This is a genomic window from Demequina oxidasica, assembly GCF_000975115.1.
GTDB classification, from domain to species: domain Bacteria; phylum Actinomycetota; class Actinomycetes; order Actinomycetales; family Demequinaceae; genus Demequina; species Demequina oxidasica.
In genome coordinates this window covers 756815-773770 of sequence record NZ_BBRE01000001.1, presented here as the reverse complement: position 1 = coordinate 773770, position 16956 = coordinate 756815, and the positions used below count along the sequence as shown (strand labels likewise).

The window sequence follows — 16956 nt, the reverse complement described above, 5'->3', positions numbered from 1 at the left end:
GTGAGCGGCAACATCGAGTACAAGACGACCGCGCAGATGCGCGTGATGGCGCAGGCAGGCCTGGTCGTGGAGAAGGCGCTGGCTGCCGCGAAGGCTGCGGCGGTCGTGGGCGCCAGCACATTTGACGTAGACACTGCAGCTGCGAAGGCAATTGCGGAGGGTGGCGCCACCTCCAATTTCCTTGGCTATCACGGCTTTCCGGCGTCTTGCTGTGTGTCGATCAATGACGAAGTCGTGCATGGCATCCCCGGCACCCGTGTGATTGAGGATGGTGACGTGATCTCGATCGATTGCGGTGCCATCATCGATGGTTGGCATGGGGATAGCGCAGTGACGTTCATCGTCGGTACACCCAAGTCCGACCGAGACATCGAACTGGTCGAGGAGACGCGCCGCTCGCTCTTCGCCGGCATCGCGGCGCTTGCCACGGCGTCACGCCTAGGAGAAGTGTCCGCGGCAGTTGAGGATGTGGCTGACGCCGCGGGCCTGTATCCGCTGGAAGGGTACGTCGGACACGGTATCGGTACTGCGATGCACCAGCCGCCGGATGTACTCAATTACCGCACGCGCTCTCGCGGGGTGAAGGTCCGTCCCGGCATGTGCCTCGCGATTGAGCCGATGCTGGTGATCGGGACTGGAGATTCGAACATCCTTGCCGATGACTGGACGGTGATCTCCGCGGATGGCTCGCGAGCTGCACACTGGGAGCACTCCATCGCCATTCATGAGGCAGGAATTTGGGTTCTGACGGCATCCGATGGCGGTGCTGGCGGTCTCGCCGAGTTTGGCGTAGTACCTACGCCAATCCCGTAGCCTTGCGACACCCAGTTGTTACACGGCGGCGACGTGCCTGCAATCGGCGGCGCCTAGATTGTGAAGTGCAAGGGGGCTTCGAATCCCGGAGCGCCACGATGCGCGGGGGTAGTCATGGCACGAGGTTTTTCGTATGCACCGGGGGCAAGCCCCGAGGTACTTGAAGCGACGTCGGGGCAACTGACGCGGGAGCGACTCCTCGAACTCGGGGCCTCGTCGAACAAGCTGGTTCGTGAGGCTGTGGCAGGGCGGGCGGACTGCCCACTAGGAATGCTAGTCACCCTCGCCCATGATCACGCGGCTCCGGTCAGGGTCGCTGTCGCGGCAAACCCGATCGCTTCGAGGACAGTCATGGCGTATTTGAGCGCAGACCGCAGCCCCGACGTCCTCATCAGTCTGCTCACAAACCCGAATCTGAGCCCGGACCTGCTGGAGGATCTGAGTCTCCATAGAAGGTCCTCGGTGAGAAGTGCGGCGGCGTCTCGATTGAACTCGCCTGACCACGCATCGGCCGTGGTGGAAGACGTCCACACACCTGAACTTCGTGACCGCGCATTCATTCCGGTAGCGTCCGCGGAAGGTGAGCGAGGTGCCGAGCTGAGTCACTCCACGGGTGAGCCAGCAGGACCACTCCGGACCTTTTGATCACTGAGCGTCCGAACGTGGGCGCACTCCCTGCGACGTAGTGGAAGGTGCCAGGAAGGACGCTGGCGGTACCTTCCTCCATGACGAGCGCGCAGGGGGAGACCGCTGCCATGCCCACCCCAGCTGAGCCGGTGCCTCACGTGACGGCCTGGCCTCGATTCACGACGGCGCAGACTATGCCCCCGACCAAGCTCGGATATGAGTATTGTCTTCACTTTGCTGCCATGTGGCGTTTACCAGGGGTTCACTTCACTCTCGTAGTGTTTACGGGACAACCAGGGACGGTGAGCGCGGTGGCAGACACGGGATCGTGGTCGCGCGCGCTCATGTCGAGTTCGGGCCTGGCGCTCGGTCGCGAGTACACGGTTCAGAGGGAAACGAGCTCCGAGTGGCACGAGGCAATAGGCGCCAATCTCACCACAGCCCGAATGATGCAACTCGCGACCTCCAAGAGCAATGCAATTCGCGAGGCAATCGGGGCTCGCACGGACTGCCCGCTTGGAGTACTTGCAGCGCTGGCGCACGACCATAAAGCGGGGGTGCGGGCGTCGGTGGCAGCCAACAGCACTACCGCGCGTGCCATATTGGAGCACCTCATGGGGGACAGAGACGTCACCGTCGTTAAGGCGATTGCGCGAAATGACGCCACGCCGCACGACCTTCTGCAACGCCTTGCACAGCACCGCAAAGAAGACGTACGGGCAGTGGCCGCTGGAGCCATGAGGGGGGGCCCTCCGAGCGTTCGTCCGTCTCCGGCCCGGCCGCGGATGGATGGAACGCTGGCTCCGCGACCCATCCCCCCAGTACGAGTCGATCAAGATATACAGGCTCCGGCACCAACCGTCTTCTTCCCCGTCGGGCGCACTGAGCCGATGAAGCCGTAGTTGGGCTCCTGGACAACAAGCGCGCGCGTCTACTATGTCGGCTTTTTCACACAAATTCGGTTTTGTGGCACCCAAAGTCGTAGTATGCAATTGTCGACCGAAGAGGGTGAGCAATGATGACAATTGGATCCACATCTACACGTGGCGCGTCCGAGGACGTCCTCCGTGCCCTTGACCCCTCGGTCGTTGGGCCAGAGCTCATGGCACTAGCCACCAGCCGCGAGCCGCAGGTGCGAGCCGCGGTCGCGTCGCGTAGCGACTGCCCTGCGGGAGCCCTCATCTCCTTGGGCCATGATCACCAGGTTGTAGTGCTCGAAGCGGTCATCGCGAACTCCAAGACGCCGTCGTCGGTGATTCGGAACTTGGGAGATCACCGTAACCAACGGGTTGCGGACCTGGCAGTTCAGCGCCTTCGCAACAGTTTCCGTTAATCCGAAAACAGATTGCCCCGGGGTATGGGGCTCTGCGGTTGAGTCGAGCTCCCGCATGCCGTATAGTTGTTCGTCGGGCGTTTTTGCGCGCCCGGATGCACTGTCCACCAACGTTAGCGGAGTTTATGGCCAAGAAAGACGGCGTCATTGAGGTCGAAGGTTCCGTGGTCGAGGCATTGCCGAACGCGTCATTCCGAGTGGAATTGACCAACGGCCACCTCGTCCTCGCCCACATCTCAGGCAAGATGCGACAGCACTACATTCGGATCCTCCCAGAGGACCGCGTGGTGGTGGAGTTGAGCCCGTACGATCTGTCCCGCGGCCGTATCGTTTACCGCTACAAGTAATCGTCGTCGCTGGCGTGAAGTTACGTCAACGCCCCGACGTCGAAGGAAAGAACCATGAAGGTTAAGCCCAGCGTCAAGCCCATCTGCGACAAGTGCAAGGTAATTCGTCGTAATGGCCGAGTAATGGTCATTTGCGAGAACCTGCGTCACAAGCAGCGTCAGGGCTAGACAAAAAATAAGACCGCGTTTGGTCACCGTCCTAGGACGGAACTCTCGGCTCAGAGGCCGAGACCCGCACAAGAACAGCGGGGCGACCAGGCGTCAGACCTCTGACTACTAATGGAGTAGAAGAATGGCACGTATTGTTGGTGTCGACCTTCCGCGCGATAAGCGCATGGAGATCGCCCTTACTTATATTTATGGCATCGGCCGCACCCGCGCCCTGCAGATCCTCGCCGCCACTGGCGTGAGCGGAGACCTGCGCGTGAAGGATGCTGGCGACGCCGAGCTGGTTGCGCTGCGCGACTACATCGAAGCTAACTTCATGGTGGAGGGTGACCTCCGCCGTGAGACGGCAGCCGACATCCGCCGCAAGGTGGAGATTGGCAACTACCAGGGACTCCGCCACCGTCGCGGTATGCCCGTGCGCGGTCAGCGCACTAAGACCAATGCGCGTACCCGCAAGGGCCGCAAGAAGACCGTCGCCGGAAAGAAGAAGTAAGCCATGGCCGCTCCCACGCGCAAGCCGCGCAAGAAGATCAAGAAGACAGTTGCCCACGGTCAGGCTCACATCAAGTCGACCTTCAACAACACGATCATCTCCATCACGGACCCCTCGGGCGCCGTCGTGTCGTGGTCGTCGTCAGGCCAGGTTGGCTTCAAGGGTTCACGCAAGTCAACCCCTTACGCCGCTCAGATGGCTGCCGAGGCCGCTGCTCGCCGCGCACAGGATGCCGGTATGAGCAAGGTCGACGTCTTCGTTAAGGGCCCGGGTTCGGGCCGCGACACTGCAATCCGCTCGCTGACGGCTGCCGGCCTCGAGGTGACTTCCATCAAGGACGTCACCCCGCAGGCACACAACGGTTGCCGCCCGCCCAAGCGTCGCCGCAACTAGTCGTGGCGTAGGGGGTAACCCCCTACGCACTCGTAGGGCCGGGAAGCCGATGCTGCTACAGCATCGGCCCCCTTCCTCACCTTCCAACTTCAGAACTTTGACCCTGACCGAGACAGATCCTCGGCAGGAACCTCGAGCATCAAATAGCGGGTGCTCGGAAAGGAAAGAACCGTGCTGATCGCACAGCGTCCTACGCTGACCGAAAAGGTCATTTCGGACAACCGTTCGCAGTTCTCCCTCAAGCCGCTTGAGCCGGGCTTCGGCTATACCCTCGGAAACTCACTCCGTCGCACGCTGCTGTCGTCCATTCCGGGCGCAGCAGTAACGTCGGTTCGTTTTGACGGTGTTCTTCACGAATTCACCACCATCGAAGGTGTGAAGGAAGACGTCACTGAGATCCTTCTCAATCTCAAGAACCTGGTCGTCTCCTCGGAGAACGACGAGCCTGTCGTGATGTATTTGCGTAAGTCCGGCGCTGGCGCCGTGACCGCCGCTGACATCGCTCCTCCGGCTGGTGTTGAGATTCACAACCCCGAGCTACACATCGCCACGCTGAACGCAAAGGCAAAGTTCGAGGTCGAGCTCACAGTCGAGCGTGGACGTGGCTACGTGCCCGCCGCTCTCAACAAGAGCTACGACGCCGAGATCGGGCAGATCCCGGTCGACTCGATCTACTCGCCCGTTCTCAAGGTGACGTACAACGTGGTTGCGACTCGTGTTGCACAGCGCACCGACTTTGACGAGCTCATCATCGATGTGGAGACCAAAAACTCCATCTCGGCACGTGACGCGCTCGCCTCGGCCGGCTCGACGTTGGTTGAACTGTTCTCGCTCGCACGCGGCCTCAACGAGGCGGCAGAGGGCATCGAGATTGGCCCGTCGGACACCGACGAGTCGCTCGAAGAGGACTACAACCAGCCCATCGAGGAGCTGAACCTTACCCAGCGCTCGTACAACTGCCTCAAGCGCGAGGGCATTCACACCGTGGGAGAGCTCACTGCACGCAGTGAGACCGACCTCATGGACATCCGTAACTTTGGTCAGAAGTCGATCACCGAGGTGAAGGAGAAGCTCGCTGAGCTGAACTTCTCTCTCAAGGATGGTGGCGTCGAGTACGACGGCACCTCCGCGGCTGGTGTGTACTTCTCCGGCAGCGAAGAATAATCAAGGAGAACATCCAACATGCCTACCCCCACTAAGGGCGCCCGCCTAGGCGGCAGCCCGGCCCACCAGCGTCACATGCTGGCCAACCTTTCGCAGAGCCTCTTTGAGCACGGTCGCATCACGACCACGCTCACCAAGGCAAAGCGCGTTCAGCCCCACGCTGAGCGTCTGGTGACGTTCGCCAAGCGTGGCGACCTCGCGTCGCGTCGTAAGGTCATGGGAATCATCTCGGACAAGTCCGTGGTGCACACCCTGTTCACCGAGATTGGCCCCGGCTTCGCGGACCGCGAGGGCGGCTACACCCGCATCACCAAGGTTGGTTACCGCAAGGGCGACAACGCTCCCCTCGCAGTGATTGAGCTTGTTGAGTTCGGTACGCCGGCCAAGAAGGCTGTCTCCAAGGAGGCCGAGAAGGCCACCAAGAAGGCTGCTCCTAAGAAGGCCGCTAAGAAGGACGACGACGTCGCTCCTGAGGCTGCACACGCTGATGCTCCCGCCGAGGGCGCAGAGGACGGCGCAGCTCCCGTCGAGGACATCGCAGCGGAGCACGCAGACGCTCCCGCTGAGGGCGCCGAGAAGTAGCAACGAATTCGTGTGGCACTAGCCGCACGCTCGTACAAGGCGGATTCTCATGACCGAACTGGACTCCAGTGACGTTGTGAGGGTCCGCCTTGACTTTTCTTACGACGGAGGCGCGTTTCAGGGCTGGGCCGCCCAGCCCGACCTCCGCACCGTGCAGGGCGTCATGGAGGCTGGTCTCACCCAGGTAATTCGCCGCGTGGGCGCGATCCGCCTCACGGTGGCCGGGCGTACCGATGCCGGCGTGCACGCCCGCAATCAGGTCGCCCACTTCGATATACCCCGCGAGGCGTGGGAGCGCTGCGTGAACCGCAGCGTCAAGGACCCGGAACTCGCGCTCCGCTTCAAGCTGTGGAGCGTGCTGCCACGGGACGTCGTGGTCAAGCGCGTGTCGCTCGCGCAGCAGGGCTTTGACGCCCGCTTCTCTGCAGTGGCACGGCGCTACTCGTATCGCATTAGCGACCGGTTCGAAACGCGCGATCCGCTCCGCCGAGGCCACGTCCTATGGAACCGCAAATCTCTGGACATCGAGGCCCTCAATGCGGGCGCGCTGACCGTGACGGGCCTGCGGGACTTTGCGCCCTATTGCCGTCCACGCGAATTCGCCACCACCATCCGCGAACTACACCGCTTCTCGTGGGAGCGACCCACGTCGGGACCCGATGAAGGTCTTGTGGTGGCGACGCTCGAGGCCGACGCCTTCTGCCACTCGATGGTGCGCTCGCTAGTGGGCGCGGTGAAGGACGTGGGCTCCGGCCGACGTGACCTGGTGTGGCTGGCGTCGCACGACGACTTCAGCGAGCGCTCTCCCGGAATCTCCGTGGTGCCGCCGCACGGGCTGGTGCTCGAGCACGTGGAGTACCCGGACGCCGCCGAGATGGCCGCGCGCGCGCAGTTGACTCGCCGGCGCCGTCAGGTGGCAGATTCCGCCGACGCTCCCGCTGAATAGCTAGCCGCAGCATCGGCTTGGGGGCGGGCTCTTGGGTCGTGAGTAGCGTCTAGACTTGGCGACTAGACAGCAGTTCGTTGGGATCGTGCCGGGACGTGTAATCGACTCAGATTGACCCTTACGGGATTGTGCCGGTATGATAGATCCTCGTTGTGCGTTCCCCGTGGAATGGTGTAATCCCACTCGCCTTTTCCTAGGACCCGCCGACCGAAAACTTGCGGTAATTCGTTACCGCCCCCTCAGATCAGATAAGAGAAGGCTTTCAAGTGCGCACGTATTCTCCCAAGCCGGGTGACGTCACCAAGAACTGGTACGTCATCGACGCTACTGACGTGGTCCTCGGTCGTCTGGCCTCCCAGGCCGCTTCGCTGCTCCGCGGCAAGCACAAGGCGACTTTTGCTCCCCACGTTGACTCCGGTGACTTTGTCATCGTCATCAATGCTTCAAAGGTGGCCCTCTCGGGCGCCAAGCTCACCGACAAGATGGTGTACCGCCACTCGGGCTTCCCGGGCGGCCTCAGCGCCGTGCCGATCGGGGAGCTCCTTGAGAAGAACCCGCAGCGCGTCATCGAGAACGCGGTGAAGGGCATGCTGCCTCGCACCAAGCTTGGTGCCGAGCAGCTCACGAAGCTCAAGGTCTACGCAGGCTCCGACCACCCCCACGCCGCGCAGCAGCCGCAGGCGTTCGAGATTTCCCAGGTCGCGCAGTAGCGCGGAGAAGAAGGACTGACTAGTGGCAGATGTGACGACGACTGACGTCGAGACCGAAAACGTGACCGACACCGAGGCAGACGCGCCTACCGAGTACACCTCGGAATCCGCGCCTGAGCGCGGCAAGGGCACGTCCAACGTGGCACCCGGCGCTGGCCTTGGCCGACGCAAGCAGGCCATCGCCCGTGTTCGCCTGGTTCCCGGAACCGGCAACTGGACGATCAACGGCCGCGACCTCGCGAACTACTTCCCCAACAAGGTGCACCAGCAGATCGCGAACTCGCCGTTCGCACTGCTCGACATCGAGGGCAAGTTCGACGTGCACGCACGCATCACCGGTGGCGGCCCCTCGGGTCAGGCCGGTGCGCTTCGCCTTGGCGTCGCACGCGCGCTCAACGAGATCGACGAAGAGACCAACCGCGCAGCCCTCAAGAAGGCTGGCTTCCTGACTCGCGACGCACGCGTCGTCGAGCGCAAGAAGGCTGGACTCAAGAAGGCACGTCGCGCACCTCAGTACTCGAAGCGCTAGTCTCGAGCGCATGCCGCGCTTATTTGGAACCGACGGTGTTCGCGGGCTTGCGAATCGCGACATCACCGCCGAACTTGCCGTTGACCTCGCCGTCGCTGCCGCCCACGTTTTGGCGCAGCGCGGCGAGTTCTCCGGGCACCGTCCCCGTGCCATAGTCGGCCGGGATACGCGTGTTTCCGGGCAGTTCCTCAGCGCGGCGGTAAGTTCAGGACTCGCCTCCGCGGGAATCGATGTCCTGGACGTGGGCGTCTTGCCCACCCCCGGCATCGCCCACGTGACGGCGGCCATGGACGCCGACATCGGCGTCGTGATTTCGGCCTCGCACAACCCGATGCCCGACAACGGCATCAAGTTCTTTGCGCGCGGCGGGCACAAGCTTGACGACGCCGTCGAGGAGACGATTGAGGCCCAGATCGGCGAGAGTTGGCAACGTCCGCTCGGCGCGGACGTTGGCACGATTTCTGACGCGTCGGCGATGGGTGAGCGCTACGTCAACCACCTTGTGGGGGCCGTCGCGACCTTCGCGGGCGAGGCACACCCGCTGACCGGTGTCACGCTCGTCGTGGACGCGGCGCATGGCGCAGCCAGCGTGGTCGGTGCGGCAGCACTGACAGCGGCCGGCGCGACGGTGCATCTCATCAACGCATCCCCAGACGGCTACAACATCAACGACGGTGTGGGGTCGACCCACCTCGGGCCCCTCCAGGCCGCCGTGGTGGAGCACAGCGCGGATATGGGCGTCGCCTTCGACGGAGACGCCGATCGCTGCCTCGCGGTGGACCACGAGGGCGAGGTCGTGAATGGCGATGCCATCATGGGACTTCTCGCGCTTGCTATGAACAGCAAGGGTTCGCTGTATCACAGCACCCTGGTGGCCACCGTAATGAGTAACCTCGGCCTGCACCGCGCGATGCGCGACGCCGGTATCGACATCGTAGAGAGCGCGGTGGGCGACCGCTACGTGCTTGAGGCGATGCGCGAGGGTGGCTTCACCCTAGGCGGAGAGCAGTCCGGTCACATCATCGTGTCTGACTACTCGACCACCGGTGACGGCGTCCTGACGGCGCTGTTGCTCGGCGCGCAGGTCAAGGCTGCCGGCTCGCTGCGTGACCAGTGCGCGACCATTCACGTCCTCCCGCAGGTACTTATCAATGTGCCCGGCGCGGACCGCTCCAAGGTCAACACCGACCGGATTCTCCAAGACGCGGTTGCCGCTGCCCGCAAGGAACTTGGCGACAACGGCCGAGTGCTGCTGCGCTCATCGGGCACCGAGCCGTTGGTGCGGGTCATGGTCGAGGCCAGCACAAAAGAGGACGCAGAACGTCACGCGGAGGCCCTAGCGGCGGTTGTTGCTGACAGACTGTGTTCGTGAACAACCTCTGGGACACCATCACCGGATTCTCCGGGCAGCTCGAAGAGTGGATTCTTCAGCTCACTGACTCTCTGTGGATCTACCCGTGGATGTATATCCTCTCGGTCGTCGACGGGTTTTTCCCGGTCGTACCTTCGGAGTCCGTCATCATCGCCTCGGCTACCGCGTGGGCCCAGACCGGTTCACCCTGGTTGCCCGGGATCTGGATTGCAGCTGCCACCGGTGCCTGGTGCGGAGACCAAATTGCGTACGGCATCGGCCGCCTCTTCGACGTGACGAAGTGGAAGATGTTCAACACCGAGAAGGGCAAGGCCTCCTTGGCATGGGCCGATAGCGCTTTGGAGAAGCGCGGCTCTACCTTCATCATCGCCGCGCGCTTTATCCCCATGGGTCGCGTGATCGCCAATATCTCCGCTGGTGCGCTGCGCTACCCGCATCGGCGTTTCATGGGAGTCGACGCCATCGGCGCGCTGATCTGGGCGACCTACTCGGTGGTTCTCGGAATCTTCACCGGTTCGCTCTTTAGCGACAACCTCATCTTGTCTATCGTGGTCGGCGTCGTTGCCGGCATCGTGATGGGCTTCGTGATTGATCGAGTCATGCAGAAGATTGGCTTCAGTCCTCCGGAGGTCCCTGACCTCTCAAAGCAGATCGAGACTCCCGCCGCCGACGGTGGAAAGAATGGCAACATCGACGACGGGCGCGACAACTCGTAGCGGGCTAGGCCCCCTGCTTCACCGGTGAGGACGCACCGGCGACCTCACCCGTGCGTGCGGAGTCGATCTGTGGCGCGACACCTCCACCTTCCCTCATGTGCGCGGGCTTCACAAAGAAATACGCCAGGACTGCGCCCAGGACCAAGACGACTGCAGGCAAATACAACGTTTGTCCCATGGCAGTGCTGAAGCCATCCTTGAGGGCGTCGGGAAGCGCTCCTAGGCCTGCCTCGCCTCCGTCTGCGCTGCCGGCCGCGGCGGGTAGGTTCGCGGCGATTCTGTTTGCCAGCAGAGTGGCGATCGCGGCAGAGCCTAGAACCGCCCCCACCTGGCGGGTGGTGTTGTAGACGCCCGACCCGGCGCCGGCGGCGTTCATGGGCAGGTTGCGCGTCGCGGTCGACGAGATCGGACCCCACATGAACGCGCTGCCGATTCCCAGAATGGTTGGCGGAATGAGCAACAGTCCGATTGACATGGTGGGGGTGAACATCACGGCCGTGAGCCACAGCGAGAAGGCCGTGACCAGCATGCCAGGCACCACCAGGTAGCGCGGGTGCACCGTGTCGGTCAGCTTTCCGGCCAGGCGTGCCAGCAAAAGCGTCATCAGCGCCGTCGGAACCGTCATGAGCGCTGTCTGTGTGGGGCTGAGCCCACGTACTACCTGGTAGAAGTACACCATAGGGATAAACATCGAGGTGATCGCGAAGCCCACGGTGCTGATAGTTGCGTTCGCAAGGGAGAAGTTGCGATCCTTGAAGAGCTTGAGAGGCAGGAGGGGTTCGTTCTTGTTGATCCGCTGCCACCAGATGAACAGTGCGATCACTACGAGGCCGCCGATGATTGACGCCCAAACCCATCCATTCCAATCGTTATCAGTGCCTTCCTGAAGGCCAAACACGAGCAGGAACATACCCACAGATGACAGCACAATTCCGAGCCAGTCCATCTTGTGAACGTGAGTCTCGAGGTTGGGGACCAGGCGCCAGGCGAGCACGAAGGCGATGACGCCGATGGGCACGTTGACGAAGAAAATCCACTCCCACCCAGGGCCGTCGACAAGCAGGCCGCCCAGCAACGGGCCGATGAGCGTGGCGACTCCCGCCGTCGCACCCCACAGCGCCATCGCAGTGCCGCGCTTGTTGGGGGCGAAGGTGCGTGTGATCACCGCCATGGTCTGTGGGGTCATCAGTGCGGCGCCGAGTCCCTGAACGGCGCGAGCCGCGATGAGGTTGCCGATTCCGGAGCCGGGCAGAGTGTCGGCGAAGCCACACCACAGCGAAGCGAGTGTGAAGATGGTGAGGCCGATGAGGTAGATCCGCTTGGGTCCGAACATGTCACCGAGTCGTCCGGTCACGAGTAGGGGCACCGCATAGGTCAGCAGGTACGCGCTGGTCACCCAGATGACGCCCGTGGTCGTGGTGTCCAGGCCCTGCTGAATCGACGGGTTCGCCACGGCCACGATGGTGGTGTCGATAAGGATCATAAAGAACCCGACGACGAGCGCCCACAGCGCGGGCCAGGGGCTTCGAGATTCGGTCACGTTTTTCCTTAGGTTTTCTGGGTGCAAGCAGGATGTGAGGGACGTTCAGGTGGTGAGGGGGTCGCCGCTCGTCGGGGTGCCCCGCAGAGAGTCGGGGAGCGGTTCTTCCCAGTCGAGGGCACCGGAGTCGAGCTCTGAAATGACTGACTCGACCCACGCGATCTCCGCACCGAGCTGGGCGACCAGATACTCGCTGTCGAGTGTCCAGCGCCGGGGCACTCCGCGGGTTGCCGCTTCGGTGACATGGGCCTCTAGGTCAGTGCGCTCCATAATCAGTTGTGCAAGGCGTTGCTCGAGAAGCCCGCGAAAGATGTCGCCTGACAAGTTGTGAGCCTCGCCGATCGCGACCGGAAACAAGGGGTACTCATTGACAGGTGCCTGAAGCAGGTCCGCCACCCGGTCTGCCAGTTTCTCGCGCCCATGATCGGTAATCGTGTAGACCGTGCGCTCGGGTCTGTTGCCGGCGCGCTCAGTGCCGACAGATGCCGCGAGGCCGTGCTCGACCAGCCGATCGACTGTGTGATAGAGGCTCCCCGGGCGGACCTTGACGATGCGCTGCTCGCCGCGGGCGATCAGTAGTTGGTACATCTCGTAGGGGTGCATGGGCCGCTCGACAAGGAGAGCGAGAGTCACAACCCCTAGCGGGCCGATGGAGGCGGCGCGTTTCCCCATAAGTTGCTCCATTCCGATTATTCCACGCCGAGTATATTTGCGGTCAGGGCGGCATGCAAGACCGGAACGCGGGCAAGTGGGGCGTGGCTGCGCCGTGCGTGAATCCTCCCCGGTTGAGCAGCCTCTTTAGAGCTTGCGCAGTTGGACGGACTCGACCTGGTGATCGGCGCCCTTGCCCAGGATGATCGTGGCGCGTGAGCGGGTGGGAGCGATGTTCTTTTCGAGGTTAGGCGCGTTGATCGAGTCCCAGATCTGACCCGCACGTTCGCGTGCCTCCTCGTCGCTCAATGTCGAGTACGAGTGGAAGTACGAGTCGGGCTGCGAGAACGCAGTCTCGCGCAGTGTGAGGAAGCGGTCGACGTACCAGCGGCGCACGTCGGACTGCTTGGCGTCAACGTAGATGGACACGTCAAAGAAATCACTTACGGCGAAGGACGCCGACCCTGGAGTGCGGGGGGCTGCGGGCTGAAGCACGTTCAGGCCCTCAACGATCAGCACCTCGGGCTGCCGCACGCTGACCACCTTGCCGGGCACGATGTCGTAAGTGAGGTGTGAATAGACCGGCGCCTCGACCACGGGTTCGCCGGACTTCACGGCCGCCACAAACTGATGGAGGGCACGGCGGTCGTAAGACTCGGGGAATCCCTTGCGTTCCAAAAGCCCGCGCTTGCGCAGTGTCTCGTTGGGAAGCAGGAATCCGTCCGTCGTGACGAGCTCGACATGCGGCGAGTGGGGCCACCGAGCCATGAGTTCGCGCAAGACTCGGGCGGTGGTGGATTTACCTACCGCCACGGATCCGGCTACGCCAATCACGTACGGCGTTCGGGAGGCGCGCTCCCCTAGGAAGTTGCTGGAGGCGTCGTGCAAGTGACCCACGGCTTCTGAGTACAGGTCCAAGAGGCGCGAGAGCGGCCGGTAGATCTGGTCGACCTCCGCGAGGTCGATGGGGTCACCCAGGCCGCGCACCCTGGCAATGTCGCGCTCGGTGAGCGGCAAGGGAGTGGAGCGAGCCAACGCAGCCCATTCGTCCCGTGGCAGAGTGATGAACGGACTGGCAGCGCTATCGGTCACGCGTCCATTGTGTCGCACGCCCAAGCACACGCGTAACCGGCACGGAGGAACCGACTGAACCGCGGCATCGGCCGGTGTGCCGTGACGCCCGCTACACGTCCCTGCCAGGTGCGCCTCTCCCAGTAGACTCATCCCCATGTGTGGAATCGTCGGATATGTGGGCTCAGGGGCGGCCAATACTCGCCCCCAGCAGGTCGTCATGGGCGGCCTCGCGCGGCTCGAATACCGAGGGTATGACTCAGCGGGGATCGCAGTGGTCACTGACAGCCGCGAGCGAGTGTCCATCGCTAAGAAATCGGGCAAGCTCCGAAATCTCGAGGCAGAATTGGCGGAGAGGCCCCTTCCTCCTGGTACCGCGGCAATCGGGCACACGCGCTGGGCAACCCATGGTGCCCCCACCGACGTCAACGCCCACCCACACCTCGCTGCGGGCGGACGTGTTGCCATCATTCACAACGGCATCATCGAAAACTTCTCCTCTCTCCGCAAGGAGCTCGCGACTGAGGGCATCGACTTCCTGTCTGAAACTGACACCGAGGTCGCGGGACACCTACTGGCCCGCGAGATCGACCGCGGCCTCTCGCTGCCCGACGCCATGCGCTCCGTCGCACAGCAGCTCGAGGGCGCCTTCACGCTGCTCGCGGTCGACGCGCTCGAGCCCACCACCGTGGTGGGAGCGCGCCGCAACTCCCCGCTCGTGGTCGGAATCGGTGAGGGTGAGAACTTCCTTGGCTCCGACGTGGTGGCCTTCATCGAGCACACCCGGACCGCGCTCGAGCTCGGTCAGGACGAGGTCGTCGTGATCACCCCCGATGCCGTGGTGGTCACCGGCGCAGACGGCAACGTCGTGGAGCGCGAGCCGTACCACGTGGACTGGGACGCTGAGGCTGCCGAGAAGGGCGGCTTCGCGACCTTCATGGACAAGGAGATCCACGATCAGCCTCAGGCCGTAGCGGACACCCTGCGTGGACGGGTCGATGACCACGGGCGACTCAAGCTCGACGGCGGCATTATTGCCGAATCCGTGCTCAACTCCGTCGACAAGATTGTCATTGTTGCCTGCGGGACCGCGTCCTACGCGGGTCTCGTCGCTCGGTACGCGATCGAGCACTGGTGCCGCATTCCGGTGGAGGTCGAGCTCGCGCATGAGTTCCGCTACCGCGATCCGGTGGTCAACGTGAAGACGCTTGTCGTGGCCATCTCGCAGTCGGGCGAGACCATGGACACCATCATGGCCGTGCGCCATGCACAGCAGCAGGGCGCCAACGTCATCGCGATCGTGAACACGCAGGGCTCCACCATCGCCCGCGAGGCCGACGCGGTTCTCTACACGCGCGCTGGGCCCGAGATCGCAGTGGCCTCTACCAAGGCCTTCCTTGCTCAGATCACGGCGTCGTTCCTGCTGGGCATCTACCTGTCCGAGTTGCGAGGCAACAAGTTCCCGGACGAGATTGCGACCTTGCTCGCGCAGCTCGACGAGATCCCTGCCAAGATTCAGCGGGTCCTTGACACGTCCGGGCCGATACGCGAACTCGGCGCCGCTCTCGCGGACGAACGCACAGTGCTCTTCCTGGGCCGTCACGTGGGTTTCCCCGTCGCACTCGAGGGCGCGCTCAAGCTCAAGGAACTGGCATATATTCACGCCGAGGGCTTTGCCGCCGGCGAGCTCAAGCATGGCCCCATCGCCCTAGTCGAGGACGGGCAGCCGATCTTCATCGTGCTGCCCAGCCCGCGCGGACGCGAGTCGCTGCACTCCAAGGTGGTTTCCAACGTGCAGGAGGTCCGCGCTCGCGGTGCCCGCACGTTTGTGATCGCGGAGGAGGGTGACACCGAGGCGGCCAACTATGCAGAGCAGGTCTTCTATGTCCCCGCCTCGCCTGTGCTGATGTCCCCGCTACTGAGCGTGATCCCATTGCAGCTCTTTGCGCTCGAACTTGCGACGGCCAAGGGACTCGACGTGGATCAGCCGCGCAACCTCGCCAAGTCGGTCACGGTCGAGTAGCCAACGATGGCCATCGTGGGGCTGGGAATCGACGTCGTTGCCATCGAACGGTTTGAGGCGGCGCTCGAGCGTTCTCCGGGATTCCTGGAACGTGTCTTTACGCCCGCAGAACGCGAGCTGGGAACTCACTCGCTGGCGGCACGCTGGGCCGCAAAGGAGGCCCTCGCAAAGGCGCTTGGAGCGCCCGGAGGATTGAGCTGGCAGGACGCTGAGGTGGTCCGCGAGGACTCGGGACGCCCGCGTCTGGCCATCAAGGGATCAGTCGCGGCGCGCGCGGCAACGCTCGGGATCACGTCATTCCACCTGTCGCTGTCGCACGATGCCGGCATCGCATCGGCCGTCGTTATTGGGGAGGCGCTGTAGTCATGACCATGTTGAAGGTAGATGTCGACTACGACGCAATCGCGGGCAATGTCGCGACGTTGCGGGCGCTCGCACCCACCGCGAAGCTCATGGCCGTCGTCAAGGCCGATGCCTACGGCCACGGGCTGCTGCCCTCCGGTCGCGCGGCGCGTCGCGGTGGTGCCGATTTCTTGGGTGTCGCACAGCCGTCCGAGGCTATCGCCTTGCGCGACGGCGGAGACGAGGGGCGCATCCTCACTTGGCTCTACGGCCCCGAGGTGCCGGCCGCGGACCTGCTGAGCCGCAACATCGACGTCTCTGCGGGCTCGCTTGCGGTGCTCCGCGCAATTGTCGACGCATCGCGCGCGGGCCACGGCACGGCCGCAGTCCACATCTGCGTCGACACCGGCCTGGGACGCGAGGGCGTGCCCATGGCGGACCTCGGAAGCTTACTTGCCGCGGCATCGGCCGCCCAAGACGAGGACCTGATTACGATCGTGGGAATGTGGTCACATCTGGCGTGGGCCGACCAGCCAGGCCACCCCACAGTCGATGCACAGGCGGAGAACTTTCGCGCTGCGCTGGCGACCGCCGAGGAACTTGGGCTCAATGTTGAGCTCGCGCACCTGGGTAACTCGGCTTGCACGCTCACCCGGTCTGACCTTCACTTCGACATGGTGCGACCAGGGATCGCGATCTATGGTTTGCCGCCTGTCGATGACCCAGAGGGCGACAACTTTGGCCTCGTCGCGGCGATGTCGGTATCCAGCACCCTCGCGCTTGTCAAGGAATTGCCAGGTGGCCATGGTGTGAGTTACGGCCACGAGTACGTCACTCCGCAGCGCACGCATGTGGGTCTGGTGAGTGCCGGCTACGCCGACGGGGTCTTCCGTGCCGCGGGCGGGGTGGCCGAGGTTGCCGTGCGTGGAACGCGCTACCCGATTGCCGGTCGAGTCTGTATGGACCAGTTTGTGCTTGACCTGGGTCCGGAGACGGAAGCCAATACTGGGGATGCTGTGACGCTGATAGGCCCCGGCGGGCCCACGGCGCGTGATTGGGCGATGGCCGTCGACACCATCGACTACGAGATTGTGTGCCGCTTTGGCGGGTTGCGGCCCAAGACCGCGGAGTGAAGG

The 16956-nt window shown here is 63.4% G+C and carries 20 protein-coding genes; 17 read left to right on the top strand and 3 right to left on the bottom strand.

All coding sequences use genetic code 11. The features are described from left to right. The 14 genes from map (at position 1) to AOP77_RS03480 (ending at position 10193) form a co-directional block, all read left to right on the top strand. A complete protein-coding gene (map, locus tag AOP77_RS03550) occupies positions 1-813 on the top strand; it encodes a type I methionyl aminopeptidase (protein ID WP_269078415.1) in 813 nt (270 codons plus the stop codon). A 114-nt stretch (positions 814-927) separates the two neighbouring features. Further along, positions 928-1458: a hypothetical protein gene (locus tag AOP77_RS12610; RefSeq protein WP_152649753.1), complete on the top strand. Its 531-nt coding sequence runs from the start codon at positions 928-930 to the stop codon at positions 1456-1458. Between the two features lie 997 nt (positions 1459-2455). After that, complete coding sequence (locus tag AOP77_RS03535) at positions 2456-2773, top strand: hypothetical protein (protein WP_062209422.1); 318 nt, start codon at positions 2456-2458, stop codon at positions 2771-2773. 125 nt (positions 2774-2898) lie between these two features. Further along, positions 2899-3120 carry a translation initiation factor IF-1 gene (gene infA, locus AOP77_RS03530; protein WP_061963594.1) on the top strand — a complete coding sequence of 74 codons (222 nt, stop codon included), beginning with the start codon at positions 2899-2901 and terminating at the stop codon, positions 3118-3120. A gap of 54 nt (positions 3121-3174) precedes the next feature. Next, positions 3175-3288 (top strand): 50S ribosomal protein L36, encoded by a 114-nt coding sequence (gene rpmJ / locus AOP77_RS03525; protein ID WP_062069916.1) that lies wholly within the window; start codon positions 3175-3177, stop codon positions 3286-3288. A gap of 124 nt (positions 3289-3412) precedes the next feature. Continuing rightward, entirely contained in the window at positions 3413-3781 is a 369-nt protein-coding gene (gene rpsM, locus AOP77_RS03520; RefSeq protein WP_061963596.1) for a 30S ribosomal protein S13, read from the top strand. A gap of 3 nt (positions 3782-3784) precedes the next feature. Beyond that, complete coding sequence (gene rpsK / locus AOP77_RS03515) at positions 3785-4174, top strand: 30S ribosomal protein S11 (RefSeq protein WP_061963598.1); 390 nt, start codon at positions 3785-3787, stop codon at positions 4172-4174. A gap of 171 nt (positions 4175-4345) precedes the next feature. Continuing rightward, on the top strand, positions 4346-5338 hold the full coding sequence (locus AOP77_RS03510; RefSeq protein WP_061963600.1) for a DNA-directed RNA polymerase subunit alpha: 993 nt from the start codon (positions 4346-4348) through the stop codon (positions 5336-5338). Between the two features lie 18 nt (positions 5339-5356). Further along, positions 5357-5920, top strand: coding sequence for a 50S ribosomal protein L17 (gene rplQ, locus AOP77_RS03505; protein WP_062209419.1), 564 nt, complete (start codon positions 5357-5359; stop codon positions 5918-5920). A gap of 49 nt (positions 5921-5969) precedes the next feature. Beyond that, positions 5970-6866 carry a tRNA pseudouridine synthase A gene (locus AOP77_RS03500; RefSeq protein ID WP_062209416.1) on the top strand — a complete coding sequence of 299 codons (897 nt, stop codon included), beginning with the start codon at positions 5970-5972 and terminating at the stop codon, positions 6864-6866. Between the two features lie 266 nt (positions 6867-7132). Continuing rightward, entirely contained in the window at positions 7133-7576 is a 444-nt protein-coding gene (gene rplM / locus AOP77_RS03495) for a 50S ribosomal protein L13 (protein WP_061963606.1), read from the top strand. A 31-nt stretch (positions 7577-7607) separates the two neighbouring features. After that, positions 7608-8105 (top strand): 30S ribosomal protein S9, encoded by a 498-nt coding sequence (gene rpsI, locus AOP77_RS03490; protein ID WP_439644698.1) that lies wholly within the window; start codon positions 7608-7610, stop codon positions 8103-8105. A gap of 10 nt (positions 8106-8115) precedes the next feature. Further along, the gene (glmM, locus tag AOP77_RS03485; RefSeq protein WP_062209413.1) at positions 8116-9477 is read left to right on the top strand and encodes a phosphoglucosamine mutase; all 1362 of its coding nucleotides are present in this window, start codon (positions 8116-8118) and stop codon (positions 9475-9477) included. After that, positions 9474-10193: a DedA family protein gene (locus AOP77_RS03480; protein WP_152649752.1), complete on the top strand. Its 720-nt coding sequence runs from the start codon at positions 9474-9476 to the stop codon at positions 10191-10193. Before glmM ends, AOP77_RS03480 begins: the two co-directional genes overlap by 4 nt. 4 nt (positions 10194-10197) lie before the next feature. On the opposite strand, the gene AOP77_RS03475 is transcribed toward AOP77_RS03480, so the two are convergent. The 3 genes from AOP77_RS03475 to coaA form a co-directional block, all read right to left on the bottom strand. Beyond that, complete coding sequence (locus AOP77_RS03475; protein WP_152649751.1) at positions 10198-11733, bottom strand: DHA2 family efflux MFS transporter permease subunit; 1536 nt, start codon at positions 11731-11733, stop codon at positions 10198-10200. 45 nt (positions 11734-11778) lie between these two features. Then, positions 11779-12405 carry a PadR family transcriptional regulator gene (locus AOP77_RS03470; protein ID WP_062209407.1) on the bottom strand — a complete coding sequence of 209 codons (627 nt, stop codon included), beginning with the start codon at positions 12403-12405 and terminating at the stop codon, positions 11779-11781. A gap of 126 nt (positions 12406-12531) precedes the next feature. Then, positions 12532-13476 carry a type I pantothenate kinase gene (gene coaA, locus AOP77_RS03465; RefSeq protein WP_236685744.1) on the bottom strand — a complete coding sequence of 315 codons (945 nt, stop codon included), beginning with the start codon at positions 13474-13476 and terminating at the stop codon, positions 12532-12534. A gap of 136 nt (positions 13477-13612) precedes the next feature. Between coaA and glmS the strand changes: the two genes are divergently transcribed. The 3 genes from glmS to alr are packed head-to-tail and all read left to right on the top strand — an operon-like array spanning position 13613 to position 16953. Continuing rightward, positions 13613-15478 (top strand): glutamine--fructose-6-phosphate transaminase (isomerizing), encoded by a 1866-nt coding sequence (glmS, locus tag AOP77_RS03460; RefSeq protein ID WP_062209402.1) that lies wholly within the window; start codon positions 13613-13615, stop codon positions 15476-15478. A gap of 6 nt (positions 15479-15484) precedes the next feature. Further along, entirely contained in the window at positions 15485-15841 is a 357-nt protein-coding gene (locus tag AOP77_RS03455; RefSeq protein WP_062209399.1) for a holo-ACP synthase, read from the top strand. Between the two features lie 2 nt (positions 15842-15843). Then, the gene (alr, locus tag AOP77_RS03450; protein ID WP_062209396.1) at positions 15844-16953 is read left to right on the top strand and encodes an alanine racemase; all 1110 of its coding nucleotides are present in this window, start codon (positions 15844-15846) and stop codon (positions 16951-16953) included. Positions 16954-16956: the final 3 nt, after the last annotated feature.

Excerpts from the sequence above, each read along its gene's own strand:
- rpsK (WP_061963598.1), top strand. The coding sequence starts at position 3,785 with ATGGCCGCTCCCACGCGCAAGCCGCGCAAGAAGATCAAGAAGACAGTT.
- alr (WP_062209396.1), top strand. The coding sequence starts at position 15,844 with ATGACCATGTTGAAGGTAGATGTCGACTACGACGCAATCGCGGGCAAT.
- AOP77_RS03455 (WP_062209399.1), top strand. The coding sequence starts at position 15,485 with ATGGCCATCGTGGGGCTGGGAATCGACGTCGTTGCCATCGAACGGTTT.
- AOP77_RS03535 (WP_062209422.1), top strand. The coding sequence starts at position 2,456 with ATGATGACAATTGGATCCACATCTACACGTGGCGCGTCCGAGGACGTC.
- glmM (WP_062209413.1), top strand. The coding sequence starts at position 8,116 with ATGCCGCGCTTATTTGGAACCGACGGTGTTCGCGGGCTTGCGAATCGC.
- AOP77_RS12610 (WP_152649753.1), top strand. The coding sequence starts at position 928 with ATGGCACGAGGTTTTTCGTATGCACCGGGGGCAAGCCCCGAGGTACTT.
- rpmJ (WP_062069916.1), top strand. The coding sequence starts at position 3,175 with ATGAAGGTTAAGCCCAGCGTCAAGCCCATCTGCGACAAGTGCAAGGTA.
- AOP77_RS03500 (WP_062209416.1), top strand. The coding sequence starts at position 5,970 with ATGACCGAACTGGACTCCAGTGACGTTGTGAGGGTCCGCCTTGACTTT.
- glmS (WP_062209402.1), top strand. The coding sequence starts at position 13,613 with ATGTGTGGAATCGTCGGATATGTGGGCTCAGGGGCGGCCAATACTCGC.
- infA (WP_061963594.1), top strand. The coding sequence starts at position 2,899 with ATGGCCAAGAAAGACGGCGTCATTGAGGTCGAAGGTTCCGTGGTCGAG.
- rpsM (WP_061963596.1), top strand. The coding sequence starts at position 3,413 with ATGGCACGTATTGTTGGTGTCGACCTTCCGCGCGATAAGCGCATGGAG.
- rplQ (WP_062209419.1), top strand. The coding sequence starts at position 5,357 with ATGCCTACCCCCACTAAGGGCGCCCGCCTAGGCGGCAGCCCGGCCCAC.
- AOP77_RS03470 (WP_062209407.1), bottom strand. The coding sequence starts at position 12,405 with ATGGGGAAACGCGCCGCCTCCATCGGCCCGCTAGGGGTTGTGACTCTC.